This window comes from Aureimonas sp. CAS (assembly GCF_059838215.1).
On record NZ_CM187563.1, the window covers coordinates 2,096,327 to 2,109,974 of the forward strand.

10 protein-coding genes and 1 tRNA gene are annotated in these 13,648 nt (G+C 67.9%); 3 read left to right on the forward strand and 8 right to left on the reverse strand.

What is annotated here, in order from left to right:
* Nucleotides 1-81: 81 nt before the first annotated feature.
* The 3 genes from AC6R2M_RS10145 to AC6R2M_RS10155 all read right to left on the reverse strand — a co-directional run bounded on the left by AC6R2M_RS10145 (nt 82) and on the right by AC6R2M_RS10155 (nt 4,155).
* On the reverse strand, nt 82-2,475 hold the full coding sequence (locus AC6R2M_RS10145) for a mechanosensitive ion channel domain-containing protein (protein WP_500481745.1): 2,394 nt from the start codon (nt 2,473-2,475) through the stop codon (nt 82-84).
* A gap of 163 nt (nt 2,476-2,638) precedes the next feature.
* Nucleotides 2,639-3,997, reverse strand: coding sequence for a trigger factor (tig, locus tag AC6R2M_RS10150; RefSeq protein WP_500481747.1), 1,359 nt, complete (start codon nt 3,995-3,997; stop codon nt 2,639-2,641).
* A 73-nt stretch (nt 3,998-4,070) separates the two neighbouring features.
* Nucleotides 4,071-4,155: transfer RNA gene (locus AC6R2M_RS10155), tRNA-Leu, on the reverse strand.
* Between the two features lie 387 nt (nt 4,156-4,542).
* Between AC6R2M_RS10155 and AC6R2M_RS10160 the strand changes: the two genes are divergently transcribed.
* Nucleotides 4,543-4,686 (forward strand): DUF1127 domain-containing protein, encoded by a 144-nt coding sequence (locus AC6R2M_RS10160; RefSeq protein WP_500481749.1) that lies wholly within the window; start codon nt 4,543-4,545, stop codon nt 4,684-4,686.
* A 437-nt stretch (nt 4,687-5,123) separates the two neighbouring features.
* Entirely contained in the window at nt 5,124-6,545 is a 1,422-nt protein-coding gene (gene trmFO / locus AC6R2M_RS10165) for a methylenetetrahydrofolate--tRNA-(uracil(54)-C(5))-methyltransferase (FADH(2)-oxidizing) TrmFO (protein WP_500481751.1), read from the forward strand.
* Here the strand turns inward: trmFO and AC6R2M_RS10170 are convergent.
* The 5 genes from AC6R2M_RS10170 to yajC all read right to left on the reverse strand — a co-directional run bounded on the left by AC6R2M_RS10170 (nt 6,531) and on the right by yajC (nt 12,608).
* Nucleotides 6,531-8,324, reverse strand: coding sequence for a DUF4153 domain-containing protein (locus AC6R2M_RS10170; RefSeq protein ID WP_500481753.1), 1,794 nt, complete (start codon nt 8,322-8,324; stop codon nt 6,531-6,533). The genes trmFO and AC6R2M_RS10170 overlap by 15 nt on opposite strands.
* Nucleotides 8,321-9,169 carry a phytoene/squalene synthase family protein gene (locus tag AC6R2M_RS10175; RefSeq protein WP_500481755.1) on the reverse strand — a complete coding sequence of 283 codons (849 nt, stop codon included), beginning with the start codon at nt 9,167-9,169 and terminating at the stop codon, nt 8,321-8,323. The genes AC6R2M_RS10170 and AC6R2M_RS10175 overlap by 4 nt, the downstream gene beginning before the upstream one ends.
* A 5-nt stretch (nt 9,170-9,174) precedes the next feature.
* Nucleotides 9,175-9,573, reverse strand: coding sequence for an Mth938-like domain-containing protein (locus AC6R2M_RS10180; protein WP_500481757.1), 399 nt, complete (start codon nt 9,571-9,573; stop codon nt 9,175-9,177).
* A complete protein-coding gene (gene secD / locus AC6R2M_RS10185; protein WP_500481759.1) occupies nt 9,573-12,146 on the reverse strand; it encodes a protein translocase subunit SecD in 2,574 nt (857 codons plus the stop codon). The genes AC6R2M_RS10180 and secD overlap by 1 nt, the downstream gene beginning before the upstream one ends.
* 123 nt (nt 12,147-12,269) lie before the next feature.
* Nucleotides 12,270-12,608 (reverse strand): preprotein translocase subunit YajC, encoded by a 339-nt coding sequence (gene yajC / locus AC6R2M_RS10190; protein ID WP_500481761.1) that lies wholly within the window; start codon nt 12,606-12,608, stop codon nt 12,270-12,272.
* Nucleotides 12,609-12,752: 144 nt separating this feature from the next.
* Here yajC and AC6R2M_RS10195 point away from each other — a divergent pair, with 144 nt between their 5' ends.
* Entirely contained in the window at nt 12,753-13,607 is an 855-nt protein-coding gene (locus AC6R2M_RS10195; RefSeq protein WP_500481763.1) for an ATP-binding protein, read from the forward strand.
* Nucleotides 13,608-13,648 lie beyond the last annotated feature (41 nt).

The following is a 13,648-nucleotide window of genomic DNA, read 5'->3' on the forward strand; positions in this document are numbered from 1 at the left end:
CGAATCGTTGGCGGGGGATTTCAGGCCCACAGATAGGATGGCGGCGCCCGGCCATGCAAGGCGCATCGCCGGGCGGATCGGTCAGGGCCTTGCGGGCAGCGGATTCTCTTTCTCGATCGCAGCCTCCTCGGCCTTGTCGGCCGCCTCCTGCCGGTCGGCGCCTTCGGCGTCGTCCACGGAGGTGGTCGGCGCCGATGGTCCGTCCTTCGGCCTGGGGAGCGAGCGCGCGACCTCGGCGTGCTGCGAGTCGGCGCCCGCGCGCAGGATGCGCATGGGCGGTGCCGATCCGTCCTTGCCCGTTCCGAACCAGACCGTCGTCTGCGGGAACGGGATCTCGATGCGGCGCTCGTCGAGCACCTTCTTGATGAGCGACTTGTAGACGCGACCGACACCCCACTGCTTGCCGGGAAGTGTGCGAACCCGTCCGCGCAGCAGGACCGAGGACGAGCCCAGCATCTCGACGCCCAGGAACTCGAAGTCGCCAATGATGTTCTCGGCCTGATCCGTCTCGCGCAGGCGCTCGAAAGCCTCCTCCATGGCCGCGCGGACCTCGTCCGTGTCCTCGCGATAGGCGACCTCGACGTCGGCCACGAAGTTGGAGAAGTCCTTCGTCATGTTGGACACCTGATCGGCGGCCGAGAACGGGATCAGATGATAGGTTCCGTCGAGCGAGCGCAGCGAGACGGAGCGGATCGTCAGCTTCTCCACCACGCCCGAGATCGCGCCGATCTGCACGACGTCCCCTTCGTTCATGACGTTCTCGATCTGGATGAAGGCGCCGGTGATGATGTCCTGCACCAGCTTCTGCGCGCCGAAACCGATCGCGAGGCCGACGACGCCGGCACCAGCGAGAAGCGGCGCGATGTCCAGCCCGATCTGGGAGAGAACGAGCATCAGCGTGATGACCGCCAGCACCACCGTGAAGGCGTTGCGGAAGAGAGCCAGCAGCGTCTTCTCGCGCGGGCTCGGCACCGTGCCGTAGTTCGGGTTCAGCCGGTACTCCACCCAGGAGGACATCACGACATAGATGCAGAAGGCGACCGAAAGGATGATGAGCGCGCCGATGGCGCCGCCGACCAGCCGCTGACCCCACGCGGTCTGGGCCCAGGCGCTGAACTCCACGATCCGCCAGGATTCCAGGATCGTCCCGAAGACGAGGATGATGACGATCACCCGCGCCAGCGTCAGCAGCGTCGGCACGAAGGCGTTCAGCCGCCCTTCGAGCAGCGGCAGCCGATCCTTCGTCACGTCGGGCACCCTGATGCCGGACAGGATGACCTTCGACAGGATGGTGATGACCAGTCCGCCGACCGTGATCGCAGCCAGCGAGTAGAGGCTGGCGACCGCCATGAACTGGAAGCCGTCGCGCGGGCTGAGCAGCCAGAGGATCAGCAGCGCCGTCACGAAGACAAGCGCCAGCAGCCACCAGACATAGCCGAGGATGTAGTTCACGCGGGACTGGAAATCGCGCGCCCCGTGCATGGCGGCGCGCTGCAGCCTTTCGGCCACCGGATACCGGTTGTGCACGATGAGCCAGACCGTCGTCAGATAGGTGATGACGACGACGATGAAGCGCACCGCGTTGCCGGCCCGCACGTTGGAGTTCGCCTCCACGATGGGGGCGAGGAACAGGAAGGTGTAGCCGAGCGCCAGAATGATGAAGGCGAGCCGCTTGTACCAGTAGCGCGCCTGCCCGTCGGAAAAGGGCGTCATGCGCAGCGGCGGATGGTAGGGCGCGACGAAGGCCGACAGCGCGACCTGAATGAGGCCCGTGATGACGAAGGCGTTGAGGAACAGCGCCTGCGCGAAGTTCGGCGGGCCGGAATAGAAGACGATGGCCGCGATATGCCCGGCGACGCCGGACAGGAGGATCTTCAGCGCGCTGACCGCCATCGCTCCGGCCAAAAGGGCCAGCCGCAGGATCGGCGCCTTGGGCCGGGCGCGCGCCGCCAGCCAGTCGAGCGCCGGACGCAGGGCGAAGGACAGCGCGAAATAGGCCGCGAAGACCGCCACGGCGACCGCCAGCACCGGGAGGATGGCCGAGACCACGCCGGGGAAGTTGATGGCCTCGGTCCCGGCCATGAGATTGGTCGCCTGACCGACGATGGTCGCGATCGCGGTCGTCCCCATCTGCAACGCCTCGACGCCGCTGCGCGTATAGCCGGCGAGAGCGGCGGGCACCGAGGCGGCCTCGGGCTCGGCCTCCTCCGCCGCCGCCTCATCTGCTGCGGGAGGCTGGTAGGCCATGGCGCGCAACGATTCGATCAGCCGGGCGCGCGTCGCCTCGTCCTCCAGAATCGCGATCAGATCGTCGAGGCTGGCCCGCTGCGCCTCGCCGACGCCCTCGTCGGCCGTCTCCTGCGGCGCGGCCGGGGTCGTTCCCGGAATAGCCGGCAGCTGGGCGCTCGCGGGCCATGCGGAAAGGAAGGTGAGCAGGCAGACGAAGAGAAGGCGCGTAGCGAGCGTCTTGATCATGGCGGCCGTTCGGACAGTCATTCGGATCGGGCGGGCGCGACCCGCCCCGAAGGCTCGTCGCGTGGCGGGACATGAATCTGGCGTTTGGCGAAGTTTTGTCGAACGCCGAAACGAAAAAGCCCGGCGCGAGGCCGGGCTCTTTCATCCGCCGAAGGGTCGAGGATCACTCGGAAACGAGCGCGTCCTCCTCCTCGTCCTTCATCAGCTCTTCCTTCGTCACCGTCTTGTCGGTGACGTTCACCGTCGCGAGCAGATGGTCGACGACCTTCTCCTCGTAGATCGGCGCGCGCAGCGACTGGACCGCGTCCGGCGTGTTGCGGAAGTAGTCGTAGATCTGCTGCTCCTGGCCCGGGAACTGACGAACCTGGGCGATCACGGCGCGCTGGAGCTCCTCGTCGGAGATCGTCACACCGGCCTTCTCGCCGATCTGCGACAGGACGAGGCCGAGACGCACGCGACGCTCGGCGAGGCGGCGATACTCCTCGCGCGCCTTCTCCTCGGTCGTGTCCTCGTCCTCGAAGGTCTTGCCCGAGTTCTGCAGCTCGCGCGAGACCTGGTTCCAGATGTTGTTGAACTCGGCCTCGACCAGACGCTCGGGCAGGACGAAATCATAGTCCTTGTCGAGCTGGTCGAGGAGCTGACGCTTGACCTTCTGGCGGGTCTGCTGGCCGAACTGGCTCTCGATCTGCTCGCGAACGACGGTGCGCAGGCGCTCCATCGACTCCAGGCCCATCTTCTTGGCCAGTTCGTCGTCGAGCTCCAGCTCGCCGGGCGCGGCGACTTCCTTGACGGTCACGTCGAAGGTCGCGGCCTTGCCGGCCAGATGGGCCGCCCCGTAATCCTCGGGGAAGGTCAGCTCGACGGTCTTCTCGTCGCCCGCCTTCACGCCGACCAGCTGGTCCTCGAAGCCGGGGATGAACTGGCCGGAGCCGAGCACGAGGTTGGAGTCCGTCGCCGTGCCGCCCTGGAAGGCCTCACCGTCGACCTTGCCGACGAAATCCATCGTGACGCGGTCGCCGTTCTCGGCAGCCCCGTCCTTGGCCGTGTACTCGCGGGCGCTCTCGGCGATCCGCTTGACCTGCTCCTCGACCTCCTCGTCGGCGATCTCGACGACCGGACGCTCGATCTTGATCCCGTCCGTCTCCTTCAGCTCGAAGGTCGGCAGGGTCTCGTAGGACAGGGTGAACTTGAAGTCGCTCTCGCCGCGCAGGACCTTGTCGGCCTCCGCCTCGTCCTCGGTCATCGCGATCTCGGGCTGGGTGGCCGAACGCTCGCCGCGATCCGAGAGCACCGAGCGCGGCGTCTCGTTCAGGATCTGGTTGACGATCTCGGCCATGAACTGACGGCCGTACATCTTGCGCATGTGGGACATCGGCACCTTGCCGGCCCGGAAGCCCTTCAGGCGCACCTTGTCCTTGTTTTCGTAAAGGCGGGTCTGCAGCCGAGCCTCGAGATCCGAAGCGGGCACGACGACCTCGATCTCGCGCTTCAGTCCCTCGGACTTGGTTTCCGTCACCTGCATCCTGCAACCTCTATTCAATGGCCGGGGCCGCCGGCCCGCGATCGTCGTTTCGTTCGTTCAGTGAAATCGTCTCTGGTGCGGGTGGAGGGACTCGAACCCCCACGCCGTGAAGCGCTTGGACCTAAACCAAGTGCGTCTACCAATTCCGCCACACCCGCACTCGAAGGTTTGACGCCTCCGCGCGGCGCGTCTCTATAACATCGCTCCCAATGCCGTCAAACGAAGCGCTCGCGGCCCTGTCCCGTCCGGCCGCATGGAGCGGAACCGTCCCGACCATGCCCCCTTCTCCGTCCTGCATGCGCGCGAGCCATGCCGTCCACGAGCCGGGACACGCATTCTCGCACTTACGTAAGATGCGGAACCGCGTATTTTCCCGTTTAGAATCAGCGAGCGTCCGTGGCTATGCCGCAATGCGATCGCCGCAATGCTGCTATGCGACATTGGCGCTGGCGCCGTTCGGAGCGCCCGCCTATCTTCCACTCATCGAAGCGACGGGGCCACCGGGCTCCAGGGCTTCAATCGATTAGAACGCAAACAGGCTGAAGATGAACATCGTTCGCTCCTACACCAACTGGCGGCGCTACCGCGAGACCTGCGCGGAGCTGAACCGTCTTTCGCACCGCGAGCTGGCCGATCTCGGCATCTCTCGCTCCGACATCCCGACCATCGCGCGGCGCGCGGCGGTCTAAGTTTCAGGACTTCGCTTTCGGCCCATCCTCCTCCCAGGGCCGTGGCGGATAGAGCCTCTCGCATCCTCCTCCCAGCGAGAGGTTCCCTAACGGTGCCCGTCGGTCCTCCCCCGACGGGCACCGGCAAGATCACGGTTTCGCTCCAGGCCCATCCTCCTCCCAGGGCCCGAGCGGACTAGAGCCCTTCGCATCCTCCTCCCAGCGAAGGGTCTCCAAACGGTGCCTGTCGGTCCTCCCCCGACAGGCACCGGCAAGTTTGACGGTTTCGCTTCCGCCCATCCTCCTCCCAGGGCCGAAGCGGATAGGCGCCTCTCGCATCCTCCTCCCAGCGAGAGGCCATATACGACGCCCGCCGGTCCTCCCCCGGCGGGCGTTGTCGTTTGTGGGCAAGGCTTTGCCGGTCCCGAGGCGTTTGCGGTCCGAGGGTCGGATCGTCTATGAATGCGCCCATGTCCAACACACCCATTCATGTCGTCGGCGGCGGGCTCGCCGGATCCGAGGCTTCCTGGCAGATCGCGCAAAGCGGCGTGCCCGTCGTCCTGCACGAGATGCGCGGCGTCAGGGGAACGGACGCCCACCACACCGACCAGCTGGCCGAACTCGTCTGCTCGAACTCCTTCCGTTCGGACGACGCGACGGCCAACGCGGTCGGCGTGATCCACGCCGAGATGCGCCTCGCCGGCTCGCTCATCATGCGCTGCGCGGACGCTCATCAGGTGCCGGCGGGGGGCGCCCTCGCCGTCGACCGCGAGGGCTTCGCCAAGGCGGTGACGAGCGCGATCGAGAACCATCCCCTGATCGAGGTCCGGCGCGAGGAGGTCTCCGGCCTGCCGCCCGCCGAATGGGGCCGCACGATCGTCGCCACCGGCCCGCTCACCGCCCCGTCCTTGGCCGAGTCGATCAGGGCCGAGACCGGCGCCGACGCCCTCGCCTTCTTCGACGCGATCGCGCCGATCGTGCATTTCGACACGATCGATCTCGACGTCGCGTGGTTCCAGTCGCGCTACGACAAGGTCGGGCCGGGCGGCAACGGCAAGGACTACATCAACTGTCCGATGGACAAGGCGCAGTACGAGGCCTTCGTCGCCGCGCTCGTCGCGGGCGAGAAGACCGAGTTCCGCGAGTGGGAAGGCACGCCCTATTTCGACGGCTGCCTGCCGATCGAGATCATGGCCGAGCGCGGGCCGGAGACCCTGCGCCATGGCCCGATGAAGCCGATGGGCCTGACCAACGCCCACGATCCGGACGTGAAGGCCTATGCCGTCGTGCAGCTGCGGCAGGACAATGCGCTGGGCACGCTCTACAACATGGTCGGCTTTCAGACGAAGCTGAAATACGCCGAGCAGGTCCGCCTCTTCCGCACCATTCCGGGGCTCGAGAACGCCGAGTTCGCAAGGCTCGGGGGCCTGCATCGCAACACCTATCTCGACAGCCCGCGCCTCCTCGACGGAACGCTGCGGCTGAGGTCGCGCCCCGACATCCGCTTCGCGGGCCAGATCACGGGCTGCGAGGGCTATGTCGAATCGGCCGCCGTCGGCCTGATGGCCGGACGCTTCGCCAGCGCGGAAGCGCTGGGCGCAGCGCCGGTCGCCCCGCCGCCGACGACGGCGATGGGCGCCCTTCTCGCCCACATCACCGGCGGGCACATCGAGGCCGAGGAGGAAGGCGGCAAGCGCTCCTTCCAGCCGATGAACGTCAATTTCGGGCTCTTCCCGCCGGTCGTCGTGCCGAAGGAGGAAGGCAAGCGGCTGCGCGGCAAGGAGAAGACGGTCGCCAAGCGCCGGGCACTGGCGGCTCGGGCCCTTTCGGACTTTGCCCTCTGGGCGGACGCTCAGGCCGGGCGCTCAGAAGCCGCCTGAGACTTCCGGCCAGTCGGCCCGCCGCGCAAGCAGCGTCAGCGTCGCGAAGACGGGCTGCCCCTGCGGGTCGAGGCTCAGGCTCTCGATCCGCACCCGAAGCGGCCGATCCGACCGGGTCACGACATCGAAGACCGGCGCTTCCGGAAGATCTCGAACCGACGGTTCGAACCAGCCCGCGGGGATCGCGTCGAGCACGCCGCCGAGATCGGCCCGGTCTGCGTCCCCGCCGCGCTCGATGACGAGATCGCGACCCTCGAAACGCAGAACGAGCCCGTCCACCGTCGAAGGGGTCAGTTCGACCGTCCGGCTCGTGAAGGCGACATCGTACCCCGTGAGATCGAGCGGATCGGTCGCGACGGCCGAGAAGCCGCGAGTCGCGATGGGCGGGTCCGAACCGGCCACCTGCTGGAGCCCGAGCGCTGCGAGCATCGCCTGCCTGTTCGCTCGGCCGTCCGGCGCCCGCGCCAGCCGAAGCGCCTCTTCTCGCTGCGGCGGAATGTAGGCTTCCAGCCGCCAGAGCTGGTCGACCTCGGCGAGCTCGCGCACGCGCGAGCGCAGGCTGCGGCGGAAGGCCGGGTCCAGGCGATCGAGATCGAGTTCGCCGGCATCGTCGAGCGCGCTCGCCTCGATGAAGCCGACCTGGCTGCGCCCGACGACGTTCGCCGCGGACCAGGGTCCGGCAACCGTCAGGGCGAGGAGCGCCACCGGGATCGCCGCCATGATGCGGATGTCGCCCCGCGCCCTCGGGACGGCCTGGACGAGAATCACGAGCGCGCCCGAAAGAGCGGCCACCACCAGGAAGTAGCGCGAGATCGTCACCCCTTGCGCGTCGATCCTGAGCGCTGCGGCATAGACCAGGATGGCGAGCGGGAAGCAGAGGGCGCCCACCCATGTCCTTGCGAAGATCTGCGTGGGGAACGCACCGCTCGCGAGGAACGGGTCGAGCCCGATCCGCAAGGCGAGCGCCAGGACGGCGAAGAAGGTGACGATCCATCCGACCTCCTCCAGCGGCACCTCGCCGGTCAGGAGGATGCGCAGGCCGTAGACGTGCAGAACGAGCGCCGTCGCCAGCGCCAAGGGCGTCGCGACCCATTCCAGAAGCGAACGCACCGCGCGCACGAGGGCGTCCTCGGCCCTGAAATCGAGCTCGCGGCCCTCGGTCGGCGGGATGCGGGCGAGCGCGAAGAGCGGCCCGACCAAGGTCAGCGCCGTCGTCCAGATATGCGCATAGGCTCGCCAGTCGACGCCCGCCCGGAACAGGAAGCGGACCATTTCCAGGATCGCGTGCAGCCCGAGGCAGAAGAGCAGGACGGACAGGAAGGCGAGCACCACGCCGACGAAGGACCAGAGCGTGAAGCTCCAGAACTGGATCGCCGATCCGCGCCGCAGAAAGGGCGCGAGCGGCACGGCCAGCACGGACACGGCGATGAGCGCCGGCGCGTAGAGCGTCAGCGGGTCTCCGAACCAGATCGTCAGGCCGATGGCCGTCGCTCCGGTGAGCGGCAGGAGCGAGAGAAGGGCGGGCCGCGCCCCGAGCGCCTCCGCCCCGACGCGCAACGCGACCGAGACGGCCGCCGCGCCGCCGAGAGCCGACAGAAGCCGGGGCCAACGGCCGAGCGGCCAGAGATCGACTTCGGCAACCCGAAGGTTCGACGCCAGAGCGAAGGCGACGATCAGAGCCGCGGCGACCGGAAAGCGCGACGTCGCCAGACGAGCGGCCAGAGCCAGCGAGCGGGGAACGGCGGCGAACCATTCGCGCCCGGCTCGTAGACCCGTCACCGCGGCCCTTCGGGCGCGCGCATCCAACGCCAGTAGCGCCAGGTCCGGCCCAGCGGCCCGGACCGCGCCGCCCTGCCCCCGTCGTCGAGCGCCCGGCCGAGCAGCCGGACGGGAAGGAAGGCGGGACGAAGAGCGCGCGGGATCGTGCTCCAGCCCGCTTCGACCTTGGACAGATGTTCGCGGCCGAGCGCACGAAGCGCCTGCCGCGCAGGCTCCGCGCCTTCGCCGCCCTCGAGCCAGCGACGCTGGTCGAGGCCCGCGGCGCCGAGAAGGTCCGCCGGCACGAACACCTGCCCGCGCATGGCGTGCTGAGGCTCGCGCAGGAGCGCCGAGCGGCAGAGGGCCGCGACGCCCGCATGGCCCGCCAGCCCGGCGACGAAGGGCGCGGCCTCGCGGCCGAGCACCATCGCCGAAAGCGTCACGATGGTCGACATCGTCTCGCCGGCATAGGCTTCGAACGCCTCCCGCGAAGGCATCGGGTCGTCGTAGAGGTCGAAGATGCGCGCCTCCAGGAGGCGGTCGAAGGCCGGGACCGGCAGGTCGTGGCCTCGGATCGTCTCGGCCAGCGCCTCGGCCACCGGCGAAGTCTCCTCGCCGCCGGACGCCGCCGCCTCGATCCGCTCGCGCCACCATTGCAGGCGCATCTCGCCGGGGATGGGCTGGCTGACACGCTCGCGCACGCCTGACGTTTCCAGATCGAAGGCGTAGAGCGCGTAGAGGAAGCGCCGCTTCTCGGGCGCCGCGAAGAGGATCGCCGTCGCACGCTCCGGGTCCGCGTCCTCCACGAGCAAGGCGCAGTGAGCGAAGGCGTCCGCCAGCCGTGCGTCTTCGAGGTCTTCCGCCACGGTCCTCAGTCGACGGCGACGAGCGCCGCTCCGACCGGCCGCCCTTCGGCGAGCATGATGTTGTAGGTCCGCGCCGCCGCCCCCGTCGACATGGCGTCGCAGGAGATGCCGGCCTTGCGGAACCGGTCCAGGAGCGGTGTGGGCAGGCGGCGGATGTCCGTGCCCGTGCCGAACAGCATGAAGCGCAGCTCCGTCTCCGCCTCGTCGAAGGCGATCTGGAGCCGATCGCCCGAGAACGGCGCATCGAGCGTGGCCGCCCAGCCGTAGATGCCGGACGGCAGGCAGAGGAGCGAGCCGCGATGCGACATGTCGGCGAAGCGGAAGCCGCCATTGCCGTAGGAGTCGATCGGTGCGCGTCGCGGATAATGGGCGTCGCGCACCCTCGGGTCGATCGGATCCGACATCAGCTGCGGTTCGCGGAGGCGACGCCCGGAGGCGTCGGCTCCTCGTCCTCGATCACCTCCCCCTTCGCGTTCACCTTGCGAAGCTGGAAGAAGATCAGCATCGGCCCGGCGATGAAGACCGACGAGTAGACGCCGACGAGAACGCCCACGATCATCGGCAGGACGAAGACGCGGATGACGTCGCCGCCGAAGAAGTAGAGCGCGACCAGCGCCAGCATCATGGTGACGCCGGTCAGGATCGTGCGGCGCAGCGTCTCGTTCAGCGAGAGGTCGATCACCTCGGCGATCGGCATCTTCTTGTACTTGCGCAAGTTCTCGCGCATGCGGTCGTAGACGACGATCGTGTCGTTCAGCGAATAGCCGACGATGGTCAGGATCGCCGCGATCGAGGAGAGATTAAACTCCAGCCGCGTTATGACGAGGAAGCCGACCATCAGGATGATGTCGTGGAAGGTCGAGGCGATCGCGCCGATGGCGAACTGCCATTCGAAGCGCAGCCAGATATAGACCATGATGCAGAGCATGGCTCCGATCACGCCGAGAATGGCGGCGGCGGCGAGCTCGCCCGACACGGTCGGGCCGACCACTTCGACGCGCTGGAAATCGTAGTCCGCGCTGAGCGCCGCACGCACCGTGTTCGTGCTCGCCTGCGGCGTCTCCAGATCCATCGGCTGAACGGCGTAGCGGATCAGAACCTCGCGCGGTCCGCCGAACTCCTGGACCTGGACCTCGCCCTCGACGATCCCGGACAGATCCTGCCGGATCTGCCCGACATCCGCCGCTTCGCCGCGCGCCTGCGCCTCGATCACCGTGCCGCCGGTGAAGTCGATGCCGTAGTTCAGGCTGAAGAGGCCGAAGCCCGCGACCGAGCCGATCGAGGCCAGGATCGTGGCGGCGAAGGCGAAGTTGCGGACCGCCATGAAGCGGATCTTCGGCGTGTTCGGCAGGAACTTGGTCGCATAGCCGATGGGCACTTCCTTCGGCTTGGACCGCTTGACCCACATGGCGACCAGCCAACGCGTCAGCGTCGTCGCCGTGAAAAGCGTCGTCAGGATGCCGAGCGCGAAGGTCACGGCGAAGCCGCGGATCGGGCCCGAACCGAGGAAGAACAGGATGGCCGCCGCGATCAGCGACGTGATGTTCGCGTCGATGATCGTGCCGAACGCCTTCTGGAACCCGGCGTCGATCGACTGGAGCGCGGATCGCCCGGCGCGCCGTTCCTCCAGCATCCGCTCGTAGATGAGGACGTTGGAATCGACCGCCATGCCCATGGTCAGGACGATGCCCGCGATGCCCGGAAGCGTCAGCGTCGCGCCGAGGAAGGACAGGAGCGCCACGAGAAGGACGACGTTCACGACGAGCGCGACGTTGGCGATCAGGCCGAGGAACCCGTAGGCCGCGATCATGAAGACGACGACGAGGATCGCGGCGATGATGCCCGCGTTCTGGCCGGCGGCGATGGAGTCCGCGCCGAGGCCCGGCCCGACCGTGCGCTCTTCGATGATGTTCAGCGTCGCCGGGAGCGCGCCCGCCCGAAGGAGAACGGCGAGGTCGTTCGCGCTGTCGGTGGTGAAATTGCCGGAGATCTGTGCCGAACCGCCGAGGATCGGCTCGTTGATGTTCGGCGCAGAGAGCACCTGGTTGTCGAGGACGATGGCGAAGGGCCGGTTCACGTTCTGCTGCGTGACCGCGCCGAAGCGCTGGGCGCCGCGCGAATCGAAGCGGATGTTCACCACCGGCTGGTTGTTCTGGCTGAACCCCGCCTGCGCGTCGGTCAGCATTTCGCCGGACACCATCACCTGACGCTGGACGAGGATCGGGAACGGCGGCTCGTCGGTCGTGTAGAGCAGCTCCGTGCCTGCCGGCGCACGCTCCTGCCCGCTCGCCACGGCGTCCGGCGAAACGGTCTGGTCGACGAGGCGGAAGGTCAGCTGCGCGGTCTGGTCGAGCAGCGACTTCAGCCGGTCGGGATCGTCCAGACCCGGCACCTGCACCATGATGCGGTCGAGGCCCTGGCGCTGGATGATCGGCTCCGTCGTGCCGACCTCGTCGACGCGGCGGCGCACCACCTCGATCGACTGCGAGACGGCGGTCGAGAGGCGGTAGTCGATGCCTTGGTCCGTCAGCGACAGGCGGAAGACGCCCGGCTGGGGCTCGGCGAGCTGGAATTCGGTGACCGTCCCGCCGGTGAGCATGCCCGAGGAGATCGGGTCGAGCAGCGGCTGGAGCGCGGTGCGCGCCGCCTGAGCCTGCGACGGGTCGCGGAGGCGGAAATCGACGAGCTGGCCGCTCTCGGCAAGGCCCGAATAGGCGATGCCGGCGTTGCGCATGGCGAGGCGGACCTCGTCGCGCGCCGACTGCAGCCGGTCGTTGATCAGCGAGTTCCGGTCGACTTCGAGCAGGATGTAGGAGCCGCCCTGCAGGTCGAGCCCGAGCGTCATCGGGTTCGTCGGGAAGAAGTGCGGCAGCGCGTCACGCTGGCTCTGCGTCAGGACGTTCGGCAGCGCGGCTAGAATGCCGAGCGCCACGACCAGAAGGATCGTAATCGTCTTCCAACGCGGAAAGTGCAGCATGATCGGCCCGATGAACGGTCACGGCGCCGGGAAACGCCATCCCCCGGACAATCGTGAAAACGGCAATGAGGCCGACCCGCGATGCGGATCGGCCGATGTCTCAACCTTTCTCGAAGGTTGCGGCTATTTCGTGTTGGCGGCCTGCGGTTCGCCCTTCACGCGGACGTCCGCCACCATGGACTGGAGCACGCGGACCTTGACCTGCTCGGAGATCTGAACTTCGAGCTCGCCATTGTCCATGACCTTGGTCACCTTCGCGATGATGCCGCCGCCGGTGACGACCGTGTCGCCGCGACGGATGTTCTTCAGCATCTCCTCGCGGGTCTTCATCGCGCGGCGCTGCGGCCGGATGATGAGGAAGTACATGATCGCGAAGACGGCGACGAAAGGAAGGATCGAGATCAGAATGCTCTCCGCGCCCCCTCCAGCTGCAGTCTGCGCGTAGGCCGGCGTCACGAACATGATCTCTCCTCGGGGAATGATGCGCCCATGGGCGGTTTCGCCGGGGCTTTACGAGTCGCGCGCAATATACGAACGGTCCCCCCGAATGCAACATTTCGCGGGACGCGGCCTCGGGCGCCTCGCGCGAGCACCGGGAGGCCGAGCATGGAACGATGGGACGAGCTGTTGGGGACGCTGGAGCGGATCGCCTCGGCGCTGGAGCGCGCGGCCCCTCCCCCCGAAACGGCGCCCGACCTCTCCCTCGCGGACTGCTTCGTCTTCGAGCCGCCGATGGGGCTGCGTCCCGTCCCGAAGGTCGCGCGGGTTCCGATCGAGCTCCTCGCCGGGATCGACAGGGCGCGCGACATCCTTCTGGAGAACACGCGCCGCTTCGCCGCCGGCCTGCCCGCGAACAACGCGCTCCTCTGGGGTGCGCGCGGCATGGGCAAGTCCTCGCTGGTGAAGGCGGTCCAGGCAGCGGTCTCGACGCCGCAGACGCCGTTGAAGCTGATCGAGGTGCACCGCGAGGACATCGACCATCTCCCCGGCCTCATGGTGCACCTGCGTGCGGCGGGCGTGCCCGTCCTGATCTTCTGCGACGACCTCTCCTTCGATCACGACGACACGTCGTACAAGTCGCTAAAGGCGGCGCTGGAAGGCGGCGTCGAGGGGCGACCGTCGAACGTTCTCTTCTACGCCACCTCCAACCGGCGTCACCTCCTGCCGCGCGACATGATGGAGAACGAGCGGGCGACCGCGATCAGCCCCGGCGAGGCGGTGGAGGAGAAGGTGTCCCTGTCGGACCGCTTCGGTCTCTGGCTCGGCTTCCACGCCTGCTCCCAGGACGACTATCTGACCATGGTCTCGCGCTATCTCGACGCCTTCGCGGTCGAGGCCGATCCGGACGAGGTCCGGGCCAAGGCTCTGGAGTGGGCGACGACGCGCGGCAGCCGCTCGGGCCGCGTCGCCTTCCAGTTCGTCCAGGACTTCGCCGCCTCGAAGGGCCGGCGCATCGGCTGAAAAAGAAAAAGGGCCGGCGCCCCCCGGCACCGGCCCTCGCA